Source organism: Pseudomonas sp. M2(2023) (genome assembly GCF_030263955.1).
Classification (GTDB): Bacteria; Pseudomonadota; Gammaproteobacteria; order Pseudomonadales; family Pseudomonadaceae; genus Aquipseudomonas; species Aquipseudomonas asiatica.
In genome coordinates this window covers 423067-449072 of record NZ_CP127114.1, presented here as the reverse complement: position 1 = coordinate 449072, position 26006 = coordinate 423067, and the positions used below count along the sequence as shown (strand labels likewise).

The 26006-nt window shown below is 63.9% G+C and carries 23 protein-coding genes; 11 read left to right on the top strand and 12 right to left on the bottom strand.

What is annotated here, in order from left to right:
• The first annotated feature begins 12 nt into the window (after nt 1-12).
• The 5 genes from pqqB to QN085_RS02020 all read left to right on the top strand — a co-directional run bounded on the left by pqqB (nt 13) and on the right by QN085_RS02020 (nt 5026).
• Nucleotides 13-924 carry a pyrroloquinoline quinone biosynthesis protein PqqB gene (gene pqqB / locus QN085_RS02040; protein ID WP_024086143.1) on the top strand — a complete coding sequence of 304 codons (912 nt, stop codon included), beginning with the start codon at nt 13-15 and terminating at the stop codon, nt 922-924.
• A 153-nt stretch (nt 925-1077) separates the two neighbouring features.
• On the top strand, nt 1078-1833 hold the full coding sequence (gene pqqC / locus QN085_RS02035) for a pyrroloquinoline-quinone synthase PqqC (RefSeq protein WP_031324410.1): 756 nt from the start codon (nt 1078-1080) through the stop codon (nt 1831-1833).
• The gene (gene pqqD / locus QN085_RS02030; RefSeq protein ID WP_004375207.1) at nt 1830-2105 is read left to right on the top strand and encodes a pyrroloquinoline quinone biosynthesis peptide chaperone PqqD; all 276 of its coding nucleotides are present in this window, start codon (nt 1830-1832) and stop codon (nt 2103-2105) included. The genes pqqC and pqqD overlap by 4 nt, the downstream gene beginning before the upstream one ends.
• Nucleotides 2077-3237: a pyrroloquinoline quinone biosynthesis protein PqqE gene (gene pqqE / locus QN085_RS02025; protein WP_013970567.1), complete on the top strand. Its 1161-nt coding sequence runs from the start codon at nt 2077-2079 to the stop codon at nt 3235-3237. The genes pqqD and pqqE overlap by 29 nt, the downstream gene beginning before the upstream one ends.
• The gene (locus tag QN085_RS02020) at nt 3203-5026 is read left to right on the top strand and encodes an alpha/beta hydrolase family protein (RefSeq protein ID WP_041506294.1); all 1824 of its coding nucleotides are present in this window, start codon (nt 3203-3205) and stop codon (nt 5024-5026) included. The genes pqqE and QN085_RS02020 overlap by 35 nt, the downstream gene beginning before the upstream one ends.
• A gap of 134 nt (nt 5027-5160) precedes the next feature.
• On the opposite strand, the gene QN085_RS02015 is transcribed toward QN085_RS02020, so the two are convergent.
• Both QN085_RS02015 and QN085_RS02010 read right to left on the bottom strand, forming a co-directional pair.
• Nucleotides 5161-5319, bottom strand: a complete 159-nt coding sequence (locus QN085_RS02015; protein ID WP_009681539.1) for a YqaE/Pmp3 family membrane protein — start codon at nt 5317-5319, stop codon at nt 5161-5163.
• Nucleotides 5320-5472: 153 nt separating this feature from the next.
• Nucleotides 5473-6753 (bottom strand): aspartate aminotransferase family protein, encoded by a 1281-nt coding sequence (locus QN085_RS02010; RefSeq protein ID WP_041506295.1) that lies wholly within the window; start codon nt 6751-6753, stop codon nt 5473-5475.
• A 208-nt stretch (nt 6754-6961) separates the two neighbouring features.
• On the opposite strand from QN085_RS02010, the gene QN085_RS02005 reads away from it, so the two are divergent.
• The gene (locus QN085_RS02005; RefSeq protein ID WP_004375209.1) at nt 6962-7885 is read left to right on the top strand and encodes a LysR family transcriptional regulator; all 924 of its coding nucleotides are present in this window, start codon (nt 6962-6964) and stop codon (nt 7883-7885) included.
• Nucleotides 7886-8137: 252 nt separating this feature from the next.
• Here the strand turns inward: QN085_RS02005 and QN085_RS02000 are convergent, their stop codons facing one another.
• The 9 genes from QN085_RS02000 to bioB form a co-directional block, all read right to left on the bottom strand.
• A complete protein-coding gene (locus tag QN085_RS02000; RefSeq protein WP_013970564.1) occupies nt 8138-9916 on the bottom strand; it encodes an acyl-CoA dehydrogenase C-terminal domain-containing protein in 1779 nt (592 codons plus the stop codon).
• A 123-nt stretch (nt 9917-10039) separates the two neighbouring features.
• Nucleotides 10040-11323: a GGDEF domain-containing protein gene (locus QN085_RS01995; RefSeq protein WP_013970563.1), complete on the bottom strand. Its 1284-nt coding sequence runs from the start codon at nt 11321-11323 to the stop codon at nt 10040-10042.
• Nucleotides 11324-11638: 315 nt separating this feature from the next.
• Nucleotides 11639-13444 (bottom strand): phenylacyl-CoA dehydrogenase, encoded by a 1806-nt coding sequence (locus QN085_RS01990; RefSeq protein WP_013970562.1) that lies wholly within the window; start codon nt 13442-13444, stop codon nt 11639-11641.
• A gap of 286 nt (nt 13445-13730) precedes the next feature.
• Nucleotides 13731-14027, bottom strand: a complete 297-nt coding sequence (locus QN085_RS01985) for a hypothetical protein (RefSeq protein ID WP_013970561.1) — start codon at nt 14025-14027, stop codon at nt 13731-13733.
• Nucleotides 14028-14257: 230 nt separating this feature from the next.
• Nucleotides 14258-14938, bottom strand: coding sequence for a dethiobiotin synthase (gene bioD, locus QN085_RS01980; RefSeq protein ID WP_013970560.1), 681 nt, complete (start codon nt 14936-14938; stop codon nt 14258-14260).
• Between the two features lie 10 nt (nt 14939-14948).
• A complete protein-coding gene (gene bioC, locus QN085_RS01975; protein WP_023662347.1) occupies nt 14949-15767 on the bottom strand; it encodes a malonyl-ACP O-methyltransferase BioC in 819 nt (272 codons plus the stop codon).
• Nucleotides 15760-16491: an alpha/beta fold hydrolase gene (locus QN085_RS01970; protein ID WP_024086135.1), complete on the bottom strand. Its 732-nt coding sequence runs from the start codon at nt 16489-16491 to the stop codon at nt 15760-15762. The genes bioC and QN085_RS01970 overlap by 8 nt, the downstream gene beginning before the upstream one ends.
• Nucleotides 16484-17656, bottom strand: coding sequence for an 8-amino-7-oxononanoate synthase (bioF, locus tag QN085_RS01965; protein ID WP_041506296.1), 1173 nt, complete (start codon nt 17654-17656; stop codon nt 16484-16486). Before bioF ends, QN085_RS01970 begins: the two co-directional genes overlap by 8 nt.
• Before the next feature lies 1 nt (nt 17657).
• Nucleotides 17658-18716, bottom strand: a complete 1059-nt coding sequence (gene bioB, locus QN085_RS01960; protein WP_013970556.1) for a biotin synthase BioB — start codon at nt 18714-18716, stop codon at nt 17658-17660.
• A gap of 89 nt (nt 18717-18805) precedes the next feature.
• Between bioB and QN085_RS01955 the strand changes: the two genes are divergently transcribed.
• The 4 genes from QN085_RS01955 (at nt 18806) to rarD (ending at nt 22473) form a co-directional block, all read left to right on the top strand.
• Nucleotides 18806-19537: a ComFC family protein gene (locus QN085_RS01955; protein ID WP_031324348.1), complete on the top strand. Its 732-nt coding sequence runs from the start codon at nt 18806-18808 to the stop codon at nt 19535-19537.
• 82 nt (nt 19538-19619) lie between these two features.
• Nucleotides 19620-20384 (top strand): TOBE domain-containing protein, encoded by a 765-nt coding sequence (locus QN085_RS01950; protein WP_031324349.1) that lies wholly within the window; start codon nt 19620-19622, stop codon nt 20382-20384.
• 162 nt (nt 20385-20546) lie between these two features.
• Nucleotides 20547-21521 (top strand): serine/threonine protein kinase, encoded by a 975-nt coding sequence (locus QN085_RS01945; RefSeq protein ID WP_013970553.1) that lies wholly within the window; start codon nt 20547-20549, stop codon nt 21519-21521.
• A 64-nt stretch (nt 21522-21585) separates the two neighbouring features.
• Nucleotides 21586-22473 carry an EamA family transporter RarD gene (rarD, locus tag QN085_RS01940; protein WP_013970552.1) on the top strand — a complete coding sequence of 296 codons (888 nt, stop codon included), beginning with the start codon at nt 21586-21588 and terminating at the stop codon, nt 22471-22473.
• A 332-nt stretch (nt 22474-22805) separates the two neighbouring features.
• On the opposite strand, the gene QN085_RS01935 is transcribed toward rarD, so the two are convergent.
• Nucleotides 22806-23324: a glycine cleavage system transcriptional repressor gene (locus QN085_RS01935; RefSeq protein ID WP_013970551.1), complete on the bottom strand. Its 519-nt coding sequence runs from the start codon at nt 23322-23324 to the stop codon at nt 22806-22808.
• 451 nt (nt 23325-23775) lie between these two features.
• Between QN085_RS01935 and QN085_RS01930 the strand changes: the two genes are divergently transcribed.
• The gene (locus QN085_RS01930) at nt 23776-25953 is read left to right on the top strand and encodes a malate synthase G (protein WP_023660891.1); all 2178 of its coding nucleotides are present in this window, start codon (nt 23776-23778) and stop codon (nt 25951-25953) included.
• Nucleotides 25954-26006 lie beyond the last annotated feature (53 nt).

The following is a 26006-nucleotide window of genomic DNA, read 5'->3' as shown; positions in this document are numbered from 1 at the left end:
GAGAGAGTGGCCATGTACATCCAGGTTCTCGGTTCCGCCGCCGGCGGCGGGTTCCCACAGTGGAACTGCAACTGCGTCAACTGCAAGGGCTTGCGTGACGGCACCCTGCGAGCCACGCCACGCACCCAGTCGTCCATCGCCCTGTCCGACGACGGCGTGCACTGGGTGCTGTGCAATGCCTCGCCCGATATTCGTGCCCAGCTCCAGGCCTTTGCGCCGATGCAGCCGGCCCGCGCCCTGCGCGACACCGGCATCAACGCCATCATCCTGCTGGACAGCCAGATCGACCACACCACCGGCCTGCTCAGCCTGCGCGAAGGCTGCCCGCACCAGGTGTGGTGCACCGACATGGTCCACCAGGACCTGACCACGGGCTTTCCGCTGTTCAACATGCTCAGCCACTGGAACGGCGGCCTGCAGTGGAACCGTATAGAGCTGGAAGGCAGCTTCGTCATCGACGCCTGCCCCAACCTGCGCTTCACCCCGTTCCCCCTGCGCAGCGCCGCGCCGCCCTACTCGCCGCACCGCTTCGACCCGCACCCGGGCGACAACCTTGGCCTGCTGGTCGAGGACACCCGCACCGGCGGCAAGCTGTTCTACGCCCCGGGCCTGGGCCAGGTGGACGACAAGCTGCTGACGATGATGCACGGCGCCGACTGCCTGCTGGTCGACGGCACCCTGTGGGAAGATGATGAAATGCAGCGCCGTGGCGTGGGCACCCGCACCGGCCGCGAGATGGGCCACCTGGCGCAGAACGGCCCAGGCGGCATGCTGGAGGTGCTGGATGGCTTCCCGCGCCAGCGCAAGGTACTTATCCACATCAACAACACCAACCCGATTCTCGACGAAGACTCGCCCGAGCGTGCTGAAGTGCTGCGCCGGGGTGTGGAAGTGGCCTTCGATGGCATGAGTATCGAGTTGTAACAGCCAGATCGCACAAGCAACACAGGCCCTGTGGGAGCGGGTTCACCCGCGAAGAATCCCACACAGTGTATGGCACCGGCTTCGCCGGTGTTCGCGGGTAAACCCGCTCCCACAGGGATCGCGCCGAGACTCAGCTATACAGGAGCCAGCCGAATGAGCGACGCACTGCCAATGTCCCCTGCCGAATTCGAGCAGGCCCTGCGCGCCAAGGGCGCCTACTACCACATCCATCACCCGTACCACGTGGCGATGTACCAGGGTCGCGCCACCCGCGAACAGATCCAGGGCTGGGTAGCCAACCGCTTCTACTACCAAGTCAACATCCCGATGAAGGATGCCGCGATTCTGGCCAACTGCCCGGACCGCGAAGTACGCCGCGAGTGGATCCAGCGCCTGCTCGACCACGATGGCGCGCCCGGCGAGGACGGTGGCATCGAAGCCTGGTTGCGCCTGGGCCAGGCCGTGGGCCTGGACCCTGACCAGCTGCGCTCCCAGGAACTGGTACTGCCCGGTGTGCGCTTTGCCGTGGACGCCTACGTCAACTTCGCCCGCCGGGCCAGTTGGCAGGAAGCGGCCAGCAGCTCGCTGACCGAGCTGTTCGCCCCGCAGATCCACCAGTCGCGCCTGGACAGCTGGCCGCAGCACTACCCGTGGATCGACCCGACCGGCTATGAATACTTCCGCACCCGCCTGGGCCAGGCCCGGCGTGACGTGGAGCATGGCCTGGCGATTACCTTGCAGCACTACACCACCCGCGCGGGCCAGGAGCGTATGCTGGAGATACTGCAGTTCAAGCTGGATATTCTCTGGAGCATGCTCGACGCCATGAGCATGGCCTACGAGCTGAACCGCCCGCCCTATCACTCCGTCACCCAGGAACGGGTGTGGCACAAAGGGATCCCCCTATGAGTTTCGACCGTAATCAAGTGCCAGCCTGGCGCCCCGGCTACCGCTTCCAGTACGAGCCGGCGCAAAAGGGCCATGTGCTGCTGTACCCAGAGGGCATGATCAAGCTCAACGACAGCGCAGCCCTGATTGGTGGCCTGATCGACGGCCAACGCGACGTTGCCGCGATCATCAGCGAACTCGAACAACAGTTCCCCGGTGTCCCGGAAGTGGCCGATGACATCGAGCAGTTCATGGAGGTGGCCCGTGCCGAACACTGGATCGTCCTCGCCTGAGTTACCGCCCACGCCCGCAGTCGGCCTGCCGCTGTGGCTGCTGGCCGAGCTGACCTACCGTTGCCCGCTGCAGTGCCCGTACTGCTCCAACCCACTGGACTTCGCAGCCCAGGGCCAGGAGCTGAGCACCGAGCAGTGGTTCAAGGTGATGGCCGAAGCCCGGGAAATGGGTGCCGCGCAAATCGGTTTTTCCGGCGGAGAACCGCTGGTACGCCAGGACCTCGCCGAACTGATCGGCGAGGCCCGCCGGCTGGGCTACTACACCAACCTGATCACCTCGGGCATCGGCCTGACCGAGGCGCGCATCGCCGACTTCAAGAAAGCCGGCCTGGACCATATCCAGATCAGCTTCCAGGCCAGCGACGAGCAGGTCAACAACCTACTGGCCGGCTCGAAGAAGGCCTTTGCGCAAAAGCTGGAAATGGCCCGTGCGGTGAAGGCCCATGGCTACCCGATGGTGCTCAACTTCGTCACCCACCGGCACAACATCGACAAGATCGACCGCATCATCGAGCTGTGCATCGCCCTGGAGGCCGACTTCGTCGAGCTTGCCACCTGCCAGTTCTACGGCTGGGCCCACCTCAACCGGCTGGGCCTGCTGCCAACCCGCGCGCAGCTGGAACGGGCCGAACGCATCACCAACGAGTACCGGGACAAGCTCAAGGCCGAGGGCAACCCGTGCAAGCTGATCTTCGTCACCCCGGACTACTACGAGGAGCGCCCCAAGGCCTGCATGAATGGCTGGGGCAGCCTGTTCCTCACCATCACCCCGGACGGCACCGCCCTGCCCTGCCACGGCGCGCGCCAGCTGCCGGTGCAGTTCCCCAACGTGCGCGACCACGACCTGCATCACATCTGGTACGACTCGTTCGGCTTCAACCGCTTCCGTGGCTATGAGTGGATGCCCGAACCCTGCCGTTCCTGCGACGAGAAGGAAAAGGACTTCGGCGGCTGCCGCTGCCAGGCCTTCATGCTCACCGGCGATGCCAGCAACGCCGACCCGGTGTGCGCCAAGTCGGCCGACCACGGCATCATACTCAAGGCCCGCGAGGAGGCGGAAACCGCCCAGCTCACCATTGAAGAGATGACCTTCCGCAATGAACGAAACTCCCGTGTCATCGTCCGCGGCTGAGTTCAGCGCGGCCCAGGCAGTTGCCGCCGGCACCGACTTCGCCGAACTCAAGGTCAGCGCCGCGGGGCTGTTCTGGAACGAGTTTCGCCCGGCCGATGGTGCCTGTCGCATCTGGCACTGGCAGCACCAGCAGGCCCGCTGCCTGACACCTGATGGCTTCAGCGTACGTAGCCGGGTGTACGAATACGGCGGTGGCAGTTTTTGCCTGGGTGGTGATGGGCTGCTGTTCGTCAATGAAAAGGACCAGCAGGTCTATACCCAGGCCCTGGAAGGCGCGGTACCGCGCGCCCTGACTGATGATGCCAGCTGCCGCTACGGCGATGTGCAGTGGCACGACGGCCTGGTGCTGGCGGTCGAGGAGCAGCATGGCGAACGGGTCGAGCATCGCTTGGTCGCCCTTTGGGAACAAGCTCGCGAAGTGCTCGCTGAGGGGGCCGACTTCTATGCCTCACCTACGGCGAGTATCGACGGCCAGCGCCTGGCTTGGGTCGAATGGGACCGCCCGGCACAACCCTGGACCGTCACCAGGCTGATGTGCCGCACACGTGATGCAAGTGGCCACTGGGGGCCCCCGCAATGTGTGGCCGGCGCTGACGAATCGCTGCAGCAGCCGCGCTTCGATAGCGAAGGCCGACTCTACTGCCTGTCTGACCGCAATGGCTTCTGGCAACCTTGGGGCGAGGTCGATGGCTGCTGGCAGGCCCTGCCTGCCGAGCCCGCGGACCACGCTGCGGCACCCTGGCAACTCGGCGCCAGCACCTGGTTGGCACTGGGACAGCAAAGCTATCTGGCCAGCTGGTTCGAAGACGGCTTCGGGCAACTGGGGCTGCGTACTGCCGATGGTAGCCTGGAGCGTTTCGCCAGTGCCTACACGCGTTTTCGCAGCCTGGCCATGGATGCCGAACACCTGTTTGCCATTGCCGCCTCGCCGATCAGCCCGCCGGCGGTCATCGCCATCGCCCGCAGCAACCACGAGGTCAGCGTATTGGCTGGTGGCGCCGAAGTGCTGCCGGCAAGGCATATCAGCCTGCCGCAGTCGATCCACTACGGCAGTGACGGCCAGCGCGCCCATGGCTTCTTCTACCCGGCAGCCCGCTCGCAAGGTGCCGCGCCGTTGGTGGTGTTCATCCATGGCGGGCCGACTTCGGCCTGTTATCCCGTGCTCGACCCGCGCATCCAGTACTGGACCCAACGCGGCTTCGCCGTCGCCGACCTGAACTACCGGGGCAGCACCGGCTATGGCCGTGAATACCGCCAGGCCTTGCACCTGCGCTGGGGCGAAAGCGATGTGGCCGATGCTTGCGCGGCTGTGGAATACCTGGCCGGACGTGGGCTGATCGACAGCCGCAAGGCGTTCATCCGCGGCGGTAGTGCGGGCGGCTACACCACCCTATGTGCCCTGGCGTTCCATGATGTGTTCCGCGCCGGTGCCAGCCTGTACGGGGTCAGCGACCCGGTTGCCCTGGGCCGGGCCACCCACAAGTTCGAAGGGGACTACCTGGACTGGCTGATCGGCGACCCGCTGCAGGATGCCGAGCGCTATCGCCAGCGTACGCCGCTGCTGCATGCGGGGCAGATCAAGGTACCGGTGATTTTCTTCCAGGGCGAACTGGATGCGGTGGTGGTGCCGGAGCAGACGCGGTCGATGCTGGCGGCACTGCAGGCTAACGGGATCGAGGCTGAAGGGCACTTCTATGCGGGGGAGCGGCACGGGTTCCGCAAGGCGGAGAACCTGGCGCATGCCTTGGAAGAAGAGTGGAAGTTCTATTGCCGGGTGTTGAGGGGCTGAGCCTCTGGGGCCGCTTTGCGGCCCATCGCGACACAAGGCCGCTCCCACAAGCGATCGCGCAAACCCGAATGTTGCACTTTACCTGTGGGAGCGGCCTTGTGTCGCGAAAGGGCTGCAGAGCAGCCCCAGCAATTTCAGCGCTTGGCGATGATATACACCGCATGCACGATCCCCGGAATGTACCCCAGCAAGGTCAGCAAGATATTCAGCCAGAACGCCCCGCCAAACCCCACCTGCAGAAACACGCCCAGCGGTGGCAGGATGATGGCGATGATGATGCGTATAAAGTCCATGCGAGTCTCTCCTGAAGGGGTTACATCAGAGACTAGCCGCCCACCACAGAGGTTCAACAGGCAAAAAAAAACGCCCCGGGCCGAATGAAACAGGCCAAGGGCGATGCGCAGGAACGCCAGACGGTTCGTAGAATTCTCGATGTCACCAGGCCGCTAGGCTGGCATTTCGCGGCGGGCCTGCTGCTGGGCATGCAGACGGGCAAAGGCACGGGCCAGGCGCAGCAGCATTTCGTCGATGTTGCCCTTGCTCACGGTCAACGCTGGCGAAAAACGCACCACATCCGCCTGCGGTGCATTGAGCAACAGGCCTTCATCCAAGGCAGCCGCCACCAGCTCGCGGGCCAGGTTTTCTTTCATTTGCAGGGCCCACAGCAGGCCTTGTCCGCGCACTTCGCCCTGGCCATAACGCCCGGCCAGCCGGCTCAGGCCTTCACGCAGGTGGCGGCCGTTGTCCTGCACCTGGGTGAAGAAGCCAGGCTCCAGCACGGTATCCAGCACGGCCAGGCCGGCGGCGCACATCAGCGCGTTGCCATGGTGGCTGCCTTCCAGTTCGCCAGGCTCGACGCAGCACGCCGTACCCCGGGCCAGCAAGGCCGCCAGCGGCACGCCACCGCCCAGGCCCTTGCCCAGGGTGATGATGTCGGCGCGCACGCCGTAGGTTTCCTCAGCCAGCAGCGCGCCACAGCGGCCGATGCCGGTCTGCACCTCGTCGAGGATCAGCAGGATGCCGAGTTCGCGGCACAGCGTTTCCACACCCTTGAGGTATTCCTGCGTGGCCGGGATGACACCCGCCTCGCCCTGGATCGGCTCGAGCATGATCGCCACGGTGCGCGAGTCCACCTCGGCGTGCAGCGCCGCCAAGTCGTTGAACGGCACCTTGCTGAAGCCCGGCAGGCCCGGCTCGCAGCGGTTGCACGGCAGCGGGTCGGACGCCGACAACGCGCCCAGGCTGCGGCCATGGCAGGCCTGGGTGGCGGTGATGATGTGATAGGCGCCGTTACGGTGCAGCTGGCCCCACTTGCGCGCCAGCTTGATCGCACCTTCGCAGGCTTCGGCGCCGCTGTTGAGCAGGTAGGCCTGGTCGCTGCCGGTGCTCTGGCACAGGCGGTTGACCAGCCCCAGCAGGCCACGGCTGTGGAAGCCCGAGCCCGGGTTGATCAACGCCTGGGCCTGGCTGCCCAGCGCCTTCACCAGCACACTGGGGCTGTGGCCCAGGCTGTTGACCGCACCACCCTGGGTGAAGTCCAGATAGGCATGCCCTTCGTTGTCCCACAACCAGGAGCCCTGGCCACGCACGAATACCTGCGCTGCGCGTTCGGTGCTGGGCATGAGGCACTCACGCGACAGCTGTGGCGCTTCCGGCACGATCACCGGCGCACGCTTGGGCTCGGCGACGGCGGCAGGGGCCGGGCGGCGCAGGTTGAACAGGTTCATCAGGGCTCCAACCAATCACGACAGGGGCGGTCACGGTGCGGTCTTGGTGCGGCACTCGATATTTTGCCTTGCCTATCAAAAGTGTTTTTCATCCGGAGTAACAATCGATCGATTCATCGCTGTAACCCGTTGGAATACGGCGATAGACTAGGCCTCGCGAGGGTTTTCGACCATTTCGTTTTTCCAGCATTTTCGATAAGTATCACTTATGGATTTTCGCCAACTGCGTTATTTCGTCGCGGTGTATGAAGAAGGCCACGTGGGCCGCGCCGCCGAGCGCCTGTCGCTGTCCCAGCCAGCGCTTTCCCAGCAGATCCGCCAGCTGGAGCACAGCCTCGACCTGAGCCTGTTCGAACGCAGCAACAAGCGCCTGCTGCCGACTCTGGCCGCCCACACTCTGTACAACCACGCCCTGCCGTTGCTCGATGGCCTGCAGCGCGCCCACGAGGCCATGCGCAACTTCAAGGGCCAGTCGCTGCGTACCTTGGCCATCGGCGTGCTGCAGACCGTGCGGCCGAGCCTGGTGCCGCAGCTGCTCGAACGCCTGCGCAGGGCACAGCCGCACCTGGTGGTGCAGATCTACGAATTGTCAGGGCTGGAGATCGAACGGCGCTTGCTCAATGGCAGCCTGGACATCGGTATCAGTTACCTGCCGCCACGCCAGCCGGGGCTGCATGGTCTGCTGCTCTATGAAGATGAACTGCAACTGGTCATCCCCGCCACCCACCCGCTGAAGGACTTCAAGAAGGTGTCCATTCGCCAGGCCGCCGAGCTGCCCATGCTGATGCTGGGCGAGGAATTCCAGATCCGCCAGATCTGGCAGGCGCAGCTGGCCAGCCAGGGGCGTCGGCCGCAGGTGCAGGCAGAGATGAACAACATGGCGGGGATTCTCGACAGCCTGGCCCATACCGCGCTGGCCACCATCTTGCCGGGGCGGGCCAAGGAGGCCGCCGAGGATGACCAGGGGCTGCTGTGGAAGCCGTTGAGCGAGCCACGGGTACCGCTGAAGGTTGGCTTGGTGTTCCGCGATGCCCAGCGCCAGCAGGCCTCTGTGGAGCTGCTGCGCACGTTGCTGGAGGAAGAGACGGACGCCCGCCTGTTGGGTGCATCACCGTTGGATGTGCTGGGCTGAAAAACACGCGCACAAAGAAAACCCCGCCGAAGCGGGGTTTTCCAGACTGTTTCCCTGTGACATCCGTATCGCCCCGCCATCCTGGCAGGTGGTCCTTCGTCGTCGTCCTTGATCTGTCCTTTGCGCTTCCTGCGCAACGTCCATGTGGTAAAGAATAACCGTGGATCCAATCTGAGAACAGTGGTGAAAAGTCACCACGTTGTGTAGGAAAAAGCTTACACGGCAGGGACTGCTACGCAGTCCCCATATCTGTCAGAACTGTTCGGCATCCAGCAGGTACAACGACTCACTCCCCGCCTTCACCGAAGCCACCAGCGAATTCACCCGCGGCAGCAACCGCGCAAAGTAGAACCGCGCCGTACCCAGCTTGCCCGTATAGAACGCTTCATCCCCCTCACCCGCCTTCGCCGCCCGCGCCATCAGTGCCCACATGTAGGCGTAGGCGACATAACCAAAGGCCTGCAGGTACTCGACCGAAGCCGCCCCGATTTCGTTCGGGTTGCCCTTGGCCTGTTCCAGCACCCACTCGGTCAGCCCGTCGAGCTGATCGAGACAGGCACCCAACGGCTTGGCAAATTCATCCAGCTCGCTACCTGCGCTGGCAATGAACTGGCGAATCTCGTCGGAGAACAGCCGGTAGTATGCCCCACCACTGGCCACCACCTTGCGCCCCATCAGGTCGAGGGCCTGGATGCCGTTGGTGCCTTCGTAGATCTGCGTAATGCGCACATCGCGCACCAGTTGCTCCTGCCCCCATTCGCGAATGTAGCCATGCCCGCCGAACACCTGCTGGCCGTGCACCGCGCACTCCAGGCCCAGGTCGGTGAGGAAGGCCTTGGCAACCGGCGTCAGTAGTGCCACCAGTTCTTCGCTGCGCTTGCGCACGGCGGTGTCTTCGCTGAACTTGGCACTGTCCAGCTGCATGGCCACATAGCTGGAGAAGGCACGGCCACCCTCGATCAGCGCCTTCATGGTCAACAGCATGCGGCGCACGTCCGGGTGGACGATGATCGGGTCAGCGGCCTTGTCCTTGGCTTGTGGCCCGGTCGGGGCGCGGCTCTGCAGGCGGTCGCGGGCGTACTCCACGGCATTCTGGTAGGAGCGCTCGGCCGACGCCAGGCCCTGGATACCAACGCCAAGGCGCTCGTAGTTCATCATGGTGAACATGGCCGCCAGGCCCTTGTTCGGCTCACCGACGATATAGCCGACCGCTTCATCGAAGTTCATCACGCAGGTGGCCGAGGCCTGGATACCCATCTTGTGCTCGATCGAGCCGCAGGTGGCGGGATTGCGCGCCCCCAGGCTGCCATCTTCATTGACCAGGAACTTCGGCACCAGGAACAGCGAAATGCCTTTCGGCCCCGCCGGTGCGTCCGGCAGCTTGGCCAGCACCAGGTGGATGATGTTCTCGGTCAGGTCGTGCTCGCCGCCGGTGATGAAGATCTTGGTGCCGCTGACCTTGTAGCTGCCGTCGGCCTGGGGCTCGGCCTTGGTGCGGATGATGCCCAGGTCGGTACCGGCGTGCGGCTCGGTCAGGCACATGGAACCGGCCCACACGCCGGCGTACATGTTTGGCAGGTACTTTTCCTTCAGCGCTTCACTGGCGTGGGCATTGATCGACAGACAGGCGCCAGCAGTCAGCATCGGGTACAGGCCGAAGGACAGGCTGGAGGCGTTGACCATTTCCTCGACCTGGGCCGAGATGACCTTGGGCATGCCCATGCCGCCGAACAGCGGGTCGCCACCCACACCCACCCAACCGCCTTCGGCGTAGGTTTTGTACGCCTCGATGAAACCGGCTGGGGTACTTACCGCGCCGTTTTCCCAGTGACAGCCCTCTTCGTCGGCGGCACGGCTGAGCGGTGCGATGGACTTGGCGGTAACCTTGCCGGCTTCTTCCAGCACGGCCATGGCTGTGTCGGCATCGACAACCTCGGCCAACCCGGGCAACTGCGCCCACTGCTCGGCCACGTTGAAGACTTCATTCAGTACGAAGCGCATGTCGCGCAGGGGCGCTTTATATTCAGCCATGACAACCTCTCGCTAGTCGGGTCGGGGCGGTCTCGGGGAACCGCGACACTGGGTTGCAGGCAGTGTAACCGAACAACTTTTACGAGACATAGGGTCATCAATAGACCGTATAGTCTGGCTCGGTCACGCCGTGCGCACCGCCCCTCGCTGCGCTTGTTGCCCATGAACCATGACACAATTACGCCCTGCGCCCTTGGCGCTGTACAGCGCCTGGTCGGCGGATTTCAGCACCGCTTCGGGGTTACGATGATCGGCATGGCGCTCCGCCACACCGATGCTGATGGTGACCGACACCGTACCCCCACTGCTGCCCGCCCGCCGCTGGCGCCCGGCGGTATCATCCTGCGGACGGTTGTGCTGGTCGCGCAGGTGCATCACATAGTTGGCGATCATTTCGCGCACGGCTTCCACATGGGGCACGCATTCCTCGGCGGTCTTGCCGGCAAACACCAGAGCGAACTCCTCGCCGCCATAGCGGTAGGCACGGCCACCCCCGGTTACCTTGGACAGACGGCTGGCAACCAGGCGCAGCACCTGGTCGCCGACGTCGTGGCCGTGGGTGTCGTTGAATTTCTTGAAGTGGTCGACATCGGTCATGGCGATCACATAGTTGCGTCCCAGGCGGTGCATGCGCTCGTTCAGCGCACGGCGCCCCGGCAGGCCGGTCAGTTCGTCGCGGAAAGCCATCTGGTAGGCCTCGTGCGCCACCGCTGCGGCGATCATCAGCATGACCTGGCTGCACATGATGTTCAGGGTAAACGGCAGGATGAAGGTTTGCGGCAACATCCAGAAGATACCCAGCAGGCCCATCACCTGCGCAGCGTGGAGCGGCCGTGGCGCACGCAGGTATTGCACCACCAGCAGGATGAACACGCCGAGGAACAGCGGATAGACCATCTGGATCAGACTCATCCATTGGCCATGCAAGGTTGGCCAGCGGATTTCCGCCAACCAGGTCAGTAGTGCTTGGGGGTAGCTTTGCTCCAGGGCCACCGCCACGCTACCGACGGCGAACAGCACGGCGCCACGGGCGACCAGGTCCTGCAGCAGGTGGGTGCGCTCCTGCCAGGCACCATACAGCCCGAACAGGGCGGGTAGCAGCAGGCACACGAGATGGAAGATCACCGCCGCGTCCTCGCGAACGCGGCCATGGTCACGGTAGAAGTCGGTCTGGGTGTCGAGCAGGTAGTAGGCGATGTACACCGTAAGCATCAGGAACAGTTCGCGCTGGCGACGGTACACCGCACAGTAGGCGCCACCCAGCAGCAGGACCAAGGTGGGCAGGACGTTGAACAGCGATGTGAAAAAGACACTGAGGTCTCTCACATAGGCCGCGGCGAGTCCTGCCAGCAAAAGAATCAGCGAAGGCAGGAAGTGGCTCGCGCGAACAGCGTTAAAACGAAACAAGGGTAATCTCCAACCCGGCAGATCAATGATGGCATTGTGCCCTTACTTCATCGGCAGTGCACATGAACAGTTGAGTATGCGGATTGAATGAACAGGAAATTCCGGCGTGCACGCGATCATTGTGGGAGCGGCCTTGCGTCGCGAAAGGGGCGCGAAGCGGCCCCAGCTTTTTGTATCACAGCCGAAATTGCCGGGGTTGCTACGCAACCCTTTCGCGACGCAAGGCCGCTCCCACAGGGGATAGCGTTCAGCTTTCCAGAATGTAAAAACCCGCCTGCCGGTGAAGGCAGGCGGGTTTGCTTTACAGCGGCAGGATCAGTACGACAGACCGAAGTGCTCTTCGTCCATCGCCATCAGGTTGTTGGCACCCGACAGCATGGTCGCCACATGGGTACGGGTACGCGGCAGGATGCGCTGGAAGTAGAAGCGCGCGGTCTGCAACTTGGCGGTGTAGAACGCTTCTTCGCTGGTGCCGGCAGCCAGTTTCTCGGCCGCCAGGCGGGCGATGTCGGCCCAGAAGTAGGCCAGGCAGGCGTAGCCGGAATACATCAGGTAATCGACCGAGGCCGCACCCACTTCTTCGCGGTCCTTCATGGCGGCCATACCCACTTTCATGGTCAGCTCGCCCCATTCCTTGTTCAGCGCCGCCAGCGGTTCGACGAACTCCTTGACCGCTTCGTTGCCCTCCTGCGCCTGGCAGAACTTGTGCACGATCTTGGTGAAGCCCTTCAGCGCTTCGCCCTGAGTCATCAGCACCTTGCGGCCGAGCAGGTCCAGGGCCTGGATGCCGGTGGTGCCTTCGTACAGCATGGAAATGCGGCTGTCCCGTACGTTCTGCTCCATGCCCCATTCGGCGATGAAGCCGTGGCCACCGTAGATCTGCACGCCATGGTTGGCTGCTTCGAAGCCGACCTCGGTCATGAACGCCTTGGCGATCGGGGTCAGGAACGCCAGCAGGGCATCGGCCTTCTTGCGCTCTTCTTCATCCTGGCTGTACTTGACGATGTCCACCTGCTTGGCAGTGAAATACACCATCGCGCGGTTACCTTCGGCGAAGGCCTTCATGGTCAGCAGCATGCGACGCACGTCCGGGTGGACGATGATCGGGTCAGCAGCCTTGTCCGGTGCTTTCGGGCCAGTCAGGGAGCGCATCTGCAGGCGCTCACGGGCGTACTTCAGGCCACCCTGGAACGCGACTTCGGCGTGGGCCAGGCCTTGCAGCGCGGTACCCAGGCGAGCGGTGTTCATGAAGGTGAACATGCAGTTCAGGCCTTTGTTGGCCGGGCCGATCAGGTAGCCGGTAGCGCCGTCGAAGTTCATCACGCAGGTGGCGTTGCCGTGGATACCCATCTTGTGTTCGATCGAGCCGCAGCTCACGCCGTTGCGCTCGCCCACACCGCCTTCGGCGTTGGGCAGGAACTTCGGCACGATGAACAGCGAGATGCCCTTGGTGCCAGCCGGTGCGTCCGGCAGGCGGGCCAGGACGATATGGACGATGTTGTCGGCCATGTCGTGCTCACCGGCCGAAATGAAGATCTTGGTACCCGACACCTTGTAGCTACCGTCGGCCTGTGGCTCGGCCTTGGTGCGCAGCATGCCCAGGTCGGTACCGCAGTGCGGCTCGGTCAGGCACATGGTGCCGGTCCACTCGCCGGATACCAGCTTGGTCAGGTAGGTGTGCTGCTGCTCGGGGGTGCCGTGCGCAGAGATGGTGTTCATCGCGCCATGGGACAGGCCCGGGTACATGCCCCACGACCAGTTCGCACCGCCGACCATTTCGCTCAGCGCCAGGCCCAGCGACTCCGGCAGGCCCTGGCCGCCGTGCTCGACGTCATGCGCCAGGCTCGGCCAGCCGCCTTCTACGAACTGTTCGTAGGCCGCTTTGAAGCCGGTCGGGGTTTTAACGCCCGCCTCGCTCCAGGTGCAGCCTTCCTGGTCACCCACGCGGTTCAGCGGCGACAGCACCTGCTCACAGAACTTCGCGCCTTCTTCGAGGATCGCGTCGACCATGTCGGGCGTGGCGTCCTGGCAACCCGGCAGGCTCTGATAGTGCGCCTCATAGCCGAGCAGCTCGTCGCGAACGAAGCGGATATCACGCAAGGGGGCTTTGTAATCAGGCATTGCGATGAACCTCTAGGTGAGTTCTGTGGGGTGACCAGCACTTGGCGGCCGTCGATCAAACAGTTGTTTGAAACTTACGTTTAGCTCCGCCTTATGTCAAGGATGGACTATGGTGCCATTTGCGCCACGAAAAATGGCAAAAGCGTCAATCAATGATAAGTCCCCCTGTGGGAGCGGGTTTATCCGCGAATGGGCCAGCCCGGAAAACAGAGGTTTCCGGGCGGACGCATTCGCGGGTAAACCCGCTCCCACAGGGATAGCGTTATGTTCGGGAAGGGCCGCCGGGTCAGGCGTAGGTGTCGATGATCCGGCCGAGCATTTCGTCGGATGCCTTGGCGACCTTTGCGCCAAGCTCTACTTCGAGTTTGCCCAGAGTCAGCTGCACGGTGCTGGTGGCCAGGTCCATCTGCTGGCTGCGGTCGACCGCGCGCAGGCGTTCGGCCTGAAAATCGCTGGACTGGCTGGTGGCGCTACGTTCGGCGGTGGTGCTGGCGATCTGGCTGGCAGCCTGATCGACGCGGTTCTGGCCGGTCTGGACTGCGCTCAGGCCCGCGTAATAGGCGGAGCTACCGGTGATGTCCATGTCAGGACTCCATTGACGCTGGATGACGAACAGGCCCAATTAAAGCAGGCCAGGGGTGAAAAGGCCCGTTTAAATCCCTAATGGCCTGGTGCCATTTGATAGGCCCTGGGTATTCCTGCACGGGCCTCTTCGCGGGTAAACCCGCTCCCACAGGGTCTCCACAGTTTTCGAGACTTGTGCAATACCTGTGGGAGCGGGTTTACCCGCGAAAGAGCCGGGCCTGGAAACGGCTAATCCAGAAGATCCAGCTGAAGGTGTTCAGCAACCATGTCGGCACTGGCCTGCTTCAACTTGGGCACCCGCCCCAGGCATGGCGCCGGCAAACGCTCGGCCAGGCTGGCCAGGTTCTCTTCCAGGCGCGAAGTACGCGGCTCGATGATGTTCGCCACCCATCCAGCCAATTGCAGCCCGTCACGCTCGATCGCCTCAGCGCTTAACAAGGCATGGCTGATACAGCCCAGCCGCACCCCGACCACCAGAATCACCGGCAGCCGCAGGGCCACCGCAAGGTCGGACAGGTTTTCCAGCCCCGACAACGGCACGCGCCAGCCTCCGGCTCCCTCGATCAGGGTGAAATCGGCATTTTGTTGCAGCACATTCCGCATCGCTGCCAGCAGGTCCGACACGGCCAGCGTCACCCCTGCCTCACGTGCTGCCACATGCGGCGCAATCGCAGGCTCGAAGGCAAACGGGTTGACCTGTTCGTAGGGCAGCTTGATCGTGCTTTCATCAATCAGCGCCTGAGCGTCGCTGTTGCGCAAGCCTTTGGGCGTCATCGTGCAACCGGAGGCCACCGGCTTGGCCCCCAGCGTGCTCAAGCCTTGCGACCGTGCCGCATGCAACAGCCCGGCAGCGATGGTGGTCTTGCCAACATCGGTATCGGTACCGGCAATAAAATAGGCCTGGCTCATCTCGCTCCCCTTAAGCCTGTGGCTTGCGCAACACACCATAGACCACCTGGTAGGTGGCTGGCAGCCCCTCGGGCTGGCGAAACGCCTCGTAAGCCTGCAGCAGGCCCTGCATGCGGGCCCGGCCGGTAAGCCCGGAAGGCCGGCCAGGGTTCAGGTTGTGGGCGCCGAGTGCCTTGAGCTCATGGGTCAGGCTGCGTACATCCGGGTAGTGCAACACGTGCGGGCAGCGCTGCAGCCCAAGCTGCTCGAAGCCGCTGGCTGCGCACAGGCGCTGATAGTCCTCGAAACGGCGGAAGCGGTTCACATGCACCAGGCCATCCACCACCTGCCAACTGGCGCGCAGTTCATCGAGGGTACCCACACACAAACTGCTGAAGGCCAGCACGCCGCCTGGGCGCAGCACTCGCAGCGCTTCTGCCAGCACGCTGGCGAACTGGCCGCACCACTGCACGGCCAGGCTGGTGAACACCAGGTCGACACTGGCATCACGCAGCGGCAAACGCTCGGCGTCACCGGCCACGTGATAGAGCGCCCCGCCCTGTTCGTTGCGGGCATGGCACAACATGCCCTCGGCGATATCCACCGCAACGCCGCTGGCCTGGGTGAACCGCTCGGCCAACGCCCTGCTGAAATGACCGGTGCCGCTGCCCAGGTCCAGCCAGCGTGACGGCTGCAGGCCTTCCGGCAACTGCTCCAGCAAGCTCGAACCCACCGCACGCTGCAAGGCTGCCACGCTGTCGTAGCTAGCTGCGGCGCGGGAGAACGAGGCCGCTACCTGGCGCTTGTCGGGCAGCGCGCCGGGTAGGGTCGGACGGGAAAGGTCAGTCATCGCCACTCTCATGCAGGAAACTCTTGATGCCCGCCGCCAGTTCCTGCGGGTATTCCAGCAGGAACGCGTGGGAACTGTCTTCGACCAGGCCCACTTCCACATCGGGCAGCAGCTCGCTCAGCGCTTTTGCCGCCTCTGCCGGCACCAGCGCATCGCTGCCGGCGAACAGGTGCAGTTGCGGGCCACCGTAGGCCTGCAGTGCTTCGCGGGTATCCAGCTTGGCCAGCACTTCAAGGCCGGTGGCCAGGTACAGCGGGTCGGTGTCCGGCACGCCGACACCCAGCTGGCGCAGCAGGGTGCGCGGTTGCAGGGCACCGTCGCTGCACAAGGTACGGAAGCGCTTCAGGGTGACCTGGGTATGGCTGCGGCAGCCATCGAGGAAGGTGCCGAAAGTGTCTTCGGCCATGCCGTGGGGCCAGTCGGGGCGAGCCACGAAACTGGGGTTGCTGGCCAGGGTCAGCAGGCCGCAGCAATGGTCGCCGCGCTTGTGCGCCAGCGCGCTGGCCAGCATGCCGCCTAACGACCAGCCACCCAGCCAGACATCACTCGGCAGCTTGCGGTCGAGGTGGTCGACCCAGGCCTGCACATCGCTGTGGGCCAGTTCCGGCAAGGGCACCAGCTCTACCTGCAGGCGGGCGTCCTGGGCACGCAGGCTGGCGGCCAGCGGCTCCAGGGAAGCAGTGCCCAAGCCCCAGCCAGGCAACAGAACAAGTCGATTACGCATCGGCGCTCTCCAACTGTGGATAACACTCGGCCAATGCATTCAACAATAGCTGCACCTGCGCCTCGCTGTGCGCGGCGCTCAATGTCACCCGCAGGCGTGCGCTGCCCGCCGGCACGGTGGGCGGGCGGATGGCCGTCACCAGCAAGCCGCGCTCGCGCAGCATGTGTGACAGGCGCAGGGCCTTTGCGCTGTCGCCGATGACGATGGGCTGGATCGGCGTCGGGCTGTCCATCAACTCCAGGCCGATCTGCTGCGCACCTTCACGGAACTGGCGGATCAGCGCGGCCAGGTGCTCGCGGCGCCAGGTTTCGCGGCGCAGCAATTCCAGGCTCTTGAGGGTGGCGCAGGCCAGCGCCGGTGGCTGGCTGGTCGTATAGATGTACGGGCGGGCGAACTGCACCAGCGCCTCGATCAGCTCTTCGCTGCCGGCCACAAAGGCACCGGCGGTACCACAAGCCTTGCCCAGCGTACCGATCAACACCGGCACATCCTCAACGCCCAGACCGAAGTGCTCGACGATACCGCCGCCCTGGGTGCCGAGGGTGCCCAAGCCATGGGCATCGTCAACCATCAGCCAGGCACCGCGAGCGCGGGCGACATCGGCCAGCGCCGGCAAGTCAGCCAGGTCGCCGTCCATGCTGAACACGCCATCGGTCACTACCAGGGTATTGCCGACGGCCTTGTCCAGGCGGCTGGCCAGGCTGGCCGGGTCGTTGTGCAGGTAGCGGTTGAAACGGGCACCACTGAGCAACCCGCCATCCAGCAGCGAAGCGTGGTTCAGGCGGTCCTGCAGCACCGTGTCGCCCTGCCCCACCAGCGCGGTGATGGCGCCCAGGTTGGCCATGTAGCCGGTGGAGAACAGCAGCGCGCGCGGGCGCCCGGTGAGTTCGGCCAAGGCCTCTTCCACCTGGTGGTGCGGCGTACTGTGGCCGATCACCAGGTGCGAGGCACCGCCACCGACACCCCAGTGCTCGGCGCCGGCCTGCCAGGCGGCAATCACATCGGGGTGGTTGGCCAGGCCCAGGTAGTCATTGCTGCAGAAGGCTAACAAACGCTGGCCATCGACCACCACTTCCGGCCCCTGCGGGCTTTCCAGCAGTGGCCGCTGCCGATACAGGTCTGCGGCGCGCCGTTCGGCCAGGCGCGCTGCCAGGTCGAAGGCCATTTCAGGCTGTCGCGGCGTTGTAGAACATCTCGCTGCTGCGCTGCTCGACCAGCGCCTGCTCGATGGCCGCCTGGTGCACTTCGTCGGCGTGCTCTTCACGCGCTTCGGGCTTGATGCCCAGGCGTGCGAACAGCTGCATGTCCTTGTCGGCCTGCGGGTTGGCGGTGGTCAGCAGTTTTTCGCCGTAGAAGATCGAGTTGGCGCCAGCCATGAAGGCCAGGGCCTGCATCTGCTCGTTCATCTGCTCGCGGCCGGCGGACAGGCGCACGTGCGACTTGGGCATGAGGATACGGGCCACGGCCAGCATGCGGATGAAGTCGAACGGGTCGACGTCTTCTTCCTCGGCCAGCGGCGTACCGGCCACCTTGACCAGCATGTTGATCGGTACCGACTCCGGGTGTTCGGGCAGGTTGGCCAACTGGATCAGCAGGCCGGCGCGGTCGTCCAGCGACTCGCCCATGCCGAGGATGCCGCCGGAGCAGATCTTCATCCCGGCATCGCGCACGTAGGCCAGGGTCTGCAGGCGCTCGCTGTAGGTGCGGGTGGTGATGATGCTGCCGTAGAACTCAGGCGAGGTGTCGAGGTTGTGGTTGTAATAGTCCAGGCCGGCCTGGGCCAGGGCCTTGGTCTGCTCCTGGTCGAGCTTGCCGAGGGTCATGCAGGTTTCCAGGCCCATGGCCTTCACGCCTTTGACCATCTCCAGCACGTAGGGCATGTCTTTGGCCGACGGGTGCTTCCACGCCGCGCCCATGCAGAAGCGTGTAGAACCGATGGCTTTGGCGCGGGCGGCTTCTTCCAGCACCTTCTGCACTTCCATCAGCTTCTGTTTTTCCAGCCCGGTGTTGTAGTGGCCGGACTGTGGACAATATTTGCAATCTTCCGGGCAGGCGCCGGTCTTGATCGACAACAGGGTCGAAACCTGCACGCGGTTCGGGTCGAAATGCGCGCGGTGCACGGTCTGCGCCTGGAACAGCAGGTCATTGAACGGTTGCTGGAACAGCGCCTTGACCTCGGCCAGGGACCAGTCGTGACGTGTTGTTGCAGTTGTGCTGGCGCTCATTGGCGTTTCCTTGTTTAGGCTGAAGCAGGCGCCGGGACAGGAAAGCCCGCCAGCGCATCACGGATAGCTCGCATAGTCATGGAAGGCCTATGAACTGTCAACCATACTGTAAAAGGCTGGTTTACAAGTGCTCACTTATTAATCAATCGTGTTTGCTGTGCGATGAACCTGCCGAGCAGGCCTACCCGCTGTGCGTCGCCTGCGAGCAGGAACTGCCCTGGCTGGGCGATCATTGCCTGCGCTGCGCCCTGCCATTGCCGATAGCCGGCCTGACTTGCGCTCAATGCCAGCGCCGCGCACCGGCCTTCGAGCAGGTGCTTGCACTGTGGCATTTCGGCTTTCCGGTGGACACGCTGATCAGCCGTTTCAAGCACAACCGCCAGTGGCCCTTGGGGCGCCTGATGGCCGAATTGCTCGCGCATGGGCTGCTGCACCGCTTTACCGAAGGGCTGCCGCGCCCCGACCTGTTGTTGCCTGTACCCTTGGCCAAACGTCGACTACGGGAGCGGGGGTTCAACCAGGCGGGGATGCTCGGTCGCTGGCTGTCGTCGCACGTGGGGGTACGTTGCGACGAGCGGTTGCTGCTGCGCACACGGGAGACACCTGCGCAGCAGCAACTGGACGCCAAAGCCAGGCGACGCAACTTGCGCCAGGCGTTTACCGTCACGGGCAAGCTGACGGGCAAGCATGTCGCCATTGTCGATGATGTGTTGACCACCGGTGCTACCGCGCAGGCGGTTGCCCAAGTGCTGCGCAAGGCCGGTGCGCGGCGGGTGGATGTGTATTGCCTGGCGCGTACGGCCAAGCCCGGGTATGTATGACGTGTGGGAGCAGCCCTTTCGCGACACAAGGCCGCTCCCACACAAGCTACACTTCGCTGCCACTTACAATGACCAAATGCCCATGCCCCTGCCCCCCCACCTCACCCAGCACATCGCCCGCCGCCCCCAGCGCATCGCGCTGCTGCAGCACATTGCCGAAGAAGGTTCGATCACCCGCGCCGCCAAGGCTGCGGGCATCAGCTACAAGGCCGCCTGGGACGCCATCGACGAACTCAACAACCTGGCCAGCCAGCCCCTTGTCGAGCGCAGTACCGGCGGGCGTGGTGGCGGTGGTGCCCGTCTGTCGTCGGAAGGCCAGCGGGTGCTGCGCCTGTACCAGAGGCTGCAGGCCCTTCAGGCGCAAATCCTCGAAGCGGCCGAGGAGTCCAGCGACCTCGACCTGCTCGGCCGGCTGATGCTGCGTACCAGCGCGCGCAACCAGTTGCAGGGCCAGGTCAGCGGCCTGCGCCGCGAAGGACGGCATGATCGCGTCAGCCTGGCGTTGGGCGGAGGGTTGGAGATCGAAGCGTTGATCACCCACGACAGCACCGCACGGCTGGAACTGACGCTGGGGACGACGGTAGTGGCGCTGCTCAAGGCGGGGTGGGTGAGGTTGCTGGCCGACGAGGAACAGGCCGAAGCGGATAGCAATTGCCTGTGGGCGAAGGTGGAGGAGGTACTGGCGGAGGCTGATGGGCCTGGTGAGGTCCGGTTGGCGTTGGGGAATGGGCAGACGTTGTGTGCGTTTGCCGAGACGGATTGGTTGGCTGGGCAGCGGGTAGCAGCAGGCAGTTCGGTGCGGGTTCAATTTCATCCCTCTTATGTATTGCTTGGGATTCCTGCATAGCCTGGCCGCGCTTTGCGCGGTTCGCGGGTAAACCCGCTCCCACAGGTGCATCGTTTCCCCGGCAGCTGCGCCGTCCATGTGGGAGCGGGTTTACCCGCGAAGAGGCTGGTACAGGCATAACGCGTTACCATGGTCCCCACGCCGCCTATCCCCGGAGCCACCATGTCCCACCCCTTCGATACCCTCACCCCCGACCTGGTCCTGGACGCCGTGGAAAGCCTGGGCTTTCTCAGCGATGCCCGGGTGCTGGCGCTGAACAGCTACGAAAACCGCGTCTACCAGGTGGGCATCGAGGGCGCGCAACCGCTGATCGCCAAGTTCTACCGCCCAGGCCGCTGGAGCGACGCGGCCATCCTCGAAGAGCACAGCTTCACTGCCGAACTGGCCGAATGCGAAGTGCCGGTGGTCGCCCCGCTGCAGCACGACGGCCGCACCCTGTTCGAACACCAGGGCTTCCGCTTCACCCTGTTCCCCCGCCGCGGCGGCCACGCGCCAGAGCCGGGTAACCTCGACCAGCTCTACCGTCTTGGCCAGTTGCTCGGCCGCTTGCATGCCGTGGGCGCCAGCAAACCGTTCGAGCACCGCGAAGCGCTGGCTGTGGACAACTTCGGCCACGCCTCGCTGAATACCCTGCTGGAAGGCGATTTCGTCCCTCGCGAACTGCTGCCGGCGTTCGAATCGGTGGCCCGCGACCTGCTCAAGCGAGTGGAGGACATCTATGCCCGCACCCCGCACAAGCTCATCCGCCTGCATGGCGACCTGCACCCCGGCAACCTTATGCACCGCGACGAGGTGTACCACGTGGTCGACCTCGACGACTGCCGCATGGGCCCGGCGGTGCAGGACCTGTGGATGATGCTGGCCGGCAGCCGCGAGGAGCGCCTAGGCCAACTGGCCGAACTGATCGACGGCTACAACGAGTTCCACGATTTCGACCCGCGCGAACTGGCCCTGATCGAACCCTTGCGCGCCCTGCGCCAGCTGCACTACAGCGCCTGGCTGGCGCGGCGCTGGGACGACCCGGCGTTCCCGCCGAGCTTCCCCTGGTTCGGCCAGCCACGCTACTGGGGAGACCAGATTCTCGCCCTGCGCGAGCAAATGGCCGCACTGGATGAAGCGCCGCTGAAATTGTTCTAGAAGCACGCCCGCCTCTGTCTACAATAGGCGTCGCTTTATTTAGCTACCTAAGCAAGGATTCTGCATGCACGCCGCAAACCCGCGTCGCGGGTACCTACTGGGCCTCAGCGCCTACATCATCTGGGGTCTTTTCCCCCTGTACTTCAAGGCAATCCAGAGCGTTCCGGCGGTGGAAATCATTGTCCACCGGGTGCTGTGGTCGGCACTGTTCGGCTCGCTGCTGCTACTGGTGTGGAAACACCCCGGCTGGTGGCGTGAACTGCGTGACAACCCGCGCCGGCTGGGCATCCTGGCCCTGAGCGGGGCGCTGATCGCCGGCAACTGGCTGACCTACGTATGGTCGGTGAACAACGGGCGCATGCTTGAGGCCAGCCTGGGTTACTACATCAACCCGCTGATCAATGTGCTGCTGGGCATGCTGATTCTTGGCGAGCGCCTGCGTCGGCTGCAATGGCTGGCCGTGGCCATGGCCGCCGTGGGTGTGGCTCAGCAGGTGTGGCAGGTGGGCAGCCTGCCGTGGGTGTCGCTGGTACTGGCGCTGAGCTTCGGCTTCTATGGGCTGATTCGCAAACAGGCACCGGTAGCGGCACTGCCGGGCCTGGTGGTGGAAACCTGGATGCTGGTGCCGCTGGCCCTTGGTTGGCTGTTACTGCATCCGGCGGCGACAAGTGCCCAGGGCGCGTTCTACACCAGCAGCGAAGCGTTGTGGCTGATGGCTGCGGGGCCGGTGACACTGGTGCCGCTGGTGTGCTTCAACGCTGCCGCGCGGCACTTGCCGTACACCACGCTGGGCTTCCTGCAGTACTTGGCGCCGACCTTGGTGCTGCTGCAGGCGGTGCTGCTGTTTGATGAGCACTTGTCGTCGAGCAACTTGGTGGCGTTCATGTTCATCTGGGCAGGTTTGGCGATTTACAGCGTCGATGCGTGGGTCAGTTTGCGCAAGCGTAGTTGATCAGAAAATGATCAAAACTCTGCAGGCCTTGTGATTCGTGGCCTGCAGAGACATCTCCAAAGGTTATCCACACCCTCGTCCCCGTGCTTTGTGCACAAGCTGCTGATTTTTGGGTGTTTTTTGATCACGGCCGTGCAAGGCGCGAGCGGCCTGGGCTGGAGAGGGGAACCCCCAGGTTATCCACAGGGCCTTCCCCGTGATATCGGGATAACCGCAGGGGGCTGCTTTGCAGCCCATCGCGACACAAGGCCGCTCCTACAGGGGAACGCGTAACCCTTGTAGGAGCGGCCTTGTGTCGCGATGGGCCGCGAAGCGGCCCCGGCAATCTCGGATCAATCCTCCGGCCGCAGCTTCAACTCCACCATCAAGTCATCCGCCAGGCTCTCCAGTCGCTGCTGCAGTTCTTCGAGCGGTAGAGTCAACGGCAAAGCCAACAACGCATCTGCATGAAACAACGGCTCGCTGCTCATCGGCGCCGGCCGCACTTCTGTTGAAAACCGCTCGACGTTCACCTGCAATTCAGCCAGCAAGCGGGTGATATCACGCACGATCCCTGGCCGGTCATTACCTACCAGCTCCATGGCAATCGGTTTCCAGGTGCACGACGGCTCGATGCCGCTCTCGGCGATCAGCACGCGGATGTCATATCGGACCAACCCCTGCAGCGAAGCCACCAGCTCGTCGTAGTTTTCCGCCGGCACCGCCACACGCAGGATGCCGGCAAACTGCCCGGCCATGCGCGACATGCGGCTTTCCAGCCAGTTGCCACTGTGGTCGGCGATGCACTGGGCAATGCGCTCGACCTGGCCGGCCTTGTCAGGGGCAATCACAGTCAGTACAAGATGATCCACAAGCCCTTCCTCGTGTCGGACCGCGCCGTGCGGCAGAAAATCGGGGGATCGACTCAGTATAGGCAAGGCGCGGCAACCTGCCGCAGGGCAATCCGCACAACGAATCGTGTACTGTTTCAAGATTTATCTGGAACAATCCACCTGTTTTTTGCGAACATACTCACTCCCAGCGTGACCATACGCGACCAACGGGTCGCATAACGGCGCTTTTAGTCTGATTTTGCCCCGCCTACTGCTTCATGTAGTATCCCGTGGCGCGGACTACAAAACGTCGTTTGGATGTCTGCCAAGGCGCCTGTGAAAATACGCACACTGTCTGCCAGCCGGTCTGGCAGGCCGCACCCAGCCGCGCTCGGGGCTTTACTCGGGGGCATGCACTGGTGCCGTGTTTAGAGAAGCGCTACAGGCTTAATACAGAAGAGCGAAATAGCTGAGCAGAGTGAGGCAAGCAATGACTGGATACGTTCAAGTCGGTGGCCTTCAGGTCGCCAAGGTCCTGTACGACTTCGTGAACAACGAAGCCATCCCAGGGACCGGCATCGTCGCCGAGCAGTTCTGGGCCGGTGCAGAGAAGATCATCAATGACCTCGCTCCAAAGAACAAAGCCCTGCTCGCCAAGCGCGACGAGCTGCAAGCCAAGATCGACGCCTGGCACCAGGCACGCAAAGGCCAGGCCCACGACGCCGTAGCCTACAAAGCATTCCTTCAGGAAATCGGCTACCTGCTGCCACAAGCCGACGATTTCCAGGCAACCACCCAGAACGTGGACGAAGAAATCGCCCACATGGCCGGCCCGCAGCTGGTCGTACCGGTGATGAACGCCCGCTTCGCCCTGAACGCCGCAAACGCCCGTTGGGGTTCGCTGTACGACGCACTGTATGGCACCGATGCCATCAGCGATGAAGGCGGCGCCGAGAAAGGCCAGGGCTACAACAAGGTGCGTGGCGACAAGGTCATCGCCTTCGCCCGCGCCTTCCTCGACGAAGCCGCGCCACTGGCGGCCGGCTCGCACGTCGACTCCACCGGCTACCGCATCGAAGGCGGCAAGCTGGTAGTTGCCCTGAAAGGCGGCAGCAACAGCGGCCTGCGTGACGACGCCCAGCTGATCGGCTTCCATGGCGATGCCGCCGCGCCGACTGCGGTGCTGCTCAAGCACAACGGCCTGCACTTCGAAATCCAGGTCGACGCCAGCACCCCGGTCGGCAGCACCGACGCCGCAGGCGTGAAAGACATCCTGATGGAATCGGCGCTGACCACCATCATGGACTGCGAAGACTCGGTTGCCGCCGTCGACGCCGACGACAAGGTGATCGTCTACCGCAACTGGCTGGGCCTGATGAAAGGCGACCTGGCAGAAAGCGTTAGCAAGGGTGGCAAGACCTTCACCCGCACCATGAACCCGGACCGCGAGTACGCCGCGCCCAACGGCGGTAGCGTGACCCTGCATGGCCGTTCGCTGCTGTTCGTGCGCAACGTTGGCCACTTGATGACCAACCCGGCGATCCTCGACGCCCAAGGCAACGAAATCCCCGAAGGCATTCAGGACGGCCTGTTCACCAACCTGATCGCCCTGCACAACCTCAATGGCAACACCAGCCGCAAGAACACCCGCACCGGCAGCGTGTACATCGTCAAGCCGAAGATGCATGGCCCGGAGGAAGTAGCCTTCGCCGCCGAGATCTTCAGCCAGGTCGAAGACCTGCTGGGCATGAAGCGCAACACTGTCAAGGTCGGCATCATGGACGAGGAGCGCCGTACCACGGTCAACCTCAAGTCGTGCATCAAGGCCGCAGCCGAGCGCGTGGTGTTCATCAACACCGGCTTCCTCGACCGCACCGGCGATGAAATCCACACCTCGATGGAAGCCGGCGCCGTGGTGCGCAAGGGCGCCATGAAGAACGAGAAGTGGATCGGTGCCTACGAGAACAACAACGTCGACGTCGGCCTGGCCACCGGCCTGCAAGGCCGGGCGCAGATCGGCAAAGGCATGTGGGCCATGCCCGACCTGATGGCAGCCATGCTCGAGCAGAAGATTGCCCACCCCCTGGCCGGTGCCAATACCGCCTGGGTGCCGTCGCCGACTGCAGCCACCCTGCATGCCCTGCACTACCACAAGGTGGACGTACAGGCGCGTCAGCGTGAACTGGCTTCGCGTACCCCGGCGTCGGTGGACGACATCCTGTCCATCCCGCTGGCCGCCGACACCAACTGGTCGGCCGAAGAGATCCGCAACGAACTGGACAACAACGCTCAGGGCATCCTCGGCTACGTGGTGCGCTGGATCGACCAGGGCGTAGGTTGCTCGAAGGTGCCAGACATCAACAACGTCGGCCTGATGGAAGACCGCGCCACCCTGCGCATCTCGGCCCAGCTGCTGGCCAACTGGCTGCGCCATGGCGTGGTCAGCCAGGAGCAGGTGCTGGAAAGCCTCAAACGCATGGCCGTGGTGGTGGACCAGCAGAACGCCAGCGACCCTCTGTACCGCCCGATGGCACCGAACTTCGACGACAACGTCGCGTTCCAGGCGGCGGTAGAACTGGTGGTGGAAGGTGGCAAGCAGCCGAACGGCTATACCGAGCCGGTACTGCACCGCCGTCGCCGCGAGTTCAAGGCGCGTAACGGGCTGTAAGCGACATCTGCGACAGCGGGCCGCTTTGCGGCCCAATCGCCGGCAAGCCAGCT

Coding starts and splice junctions, on each gene's coding strand:
- QN085_RS02000 (WP_013970564.1), bottom strand. CDS start 9,916: ATGGCTGAATATAAAGCGCCCCTGCGCGACATGCGCTTCGTACTGAAT.
- pqqD (WP_004375207.1), top strand. CDS start 1,830: ATGAGTTTCGACCGTAATCAAGTGCCAGCCTGGCGCCCCGGCTACCGC.
- QN085_RS02020 (WP_041506294.1), top strand. CDS start 3,203: ATGAACGAAACTCCCGTGTCATCGTCCGCGGCTGAGTTCAGCGCGGCC.
- QN085_RS01970 (WP_024086135.1), bottom strand. CDS start 16,491: ATGCGTAATCGACTTGTTCTGTTGCCTGGCTGGGGCTTGGGCACTGCT.
- QN085_RS01930 (WP_023660891.1), top strand. CDS start 23,776: ATGACTGGATACGTTCAAGTCGGTGGCCTTCAGGTCGCCAAGGTCCTG.
- QN085_RS01945 (WP_013970553.1), top strand. CDS start 20,547: ATGTCCCACCCCTTCGATACCCTCACCCCCGACCTGGTCCTGGACGCC.
- QN085_RS02015 (WP_009681539.1), bottom strand. CDS start 5,319: ATGGACTTTATACGCATCATCATCGCCATCATCCTGCCACCGCTGGGC.
- bioC (WP_023662347.1), bottom strand. CDS start 15,767: ATGACTGACCTTTCCCGTCCGACCCTACCCGGCGCGCTGCCCGACAAG.
- QN085_RS01990 (WP_013970562.1), bottom strand. CDS start 13,444: ATGCCTGATTACAAAGCCCCCTTGCGTGATATCCGCTTCGTTCGCGAC.
- pqqC (WP_031324410.1), top strand. CDS start 1,078: ATGAGCGACGCACTGCCAATGTCCCCTGCCGAATTCGAGCAGGCCCTG.
- pqqB (WP_024086143.1), top strand. CDS start 13: ATGTACATCCAGGTTCTCGGTTCCGCCGCCGGCGGCGGGTTCCCACAG.
- QN085_RS01950 (WP_031324349.1), top strand. CDS start 19,620: ATGCCCCTGCCCCCCCACCTCACCCAGCACATCGCCCGCCGCCCCCAG.
- bioD (WP_013970560.1), bottom strand. CDS start 14,938: ATGAGCCAGGCCTATTTTATTGCCGGTACCGATACCGATGTTGGCAAG.
- rarD (WP_013970552.1), top strand. CDS start 21,586: ATGCACGCCGCAAACCCGCGTCGCGGGTACCTACTGGGCCTCAGCGCC.
- QN085_RS02005 (WP_004375209.1), top strand. CDS start 6,962: ATGGATTTTCGCCAACTGCGTTATTTCGTCGCGGTGTATGAAGAAGGC.
- QN085_RS02010 (WP_041506295.1), bottom strand. CDS start 6,753: ATGAACCTGTTCAACCTGCGCCGCCCGGCCCCTGCCGCCGTCGCCGAG.
- bioF (WP_041506296.1), bottom strand. CDS start 17,656: ATGGCCTTCGACCTGGCAGCGCGCCTGGCCGAACGGCGCGCCGCAGAC.
- bioB (WP_013970556.1), bottom strand. CDS start 18,716: ATGAGCGCCAGCACAACTGCAACAACACGTCACGACTGGTCCCTGGCC.
- QN085_RS01955 (WP_031324348.1), top strand. CDS start 18,806: ATGAACTGTCAACCATACTGTAAAAGGCTGGTTTACAAGTGCTCACTT.
- QN085_RS01985 (WP_013970561.1), bottom strand. CDS start 14,027: ATGGACATCACCGGTAGCTCCGCCTATTACGCGGGCCTGAGCGCAGTC.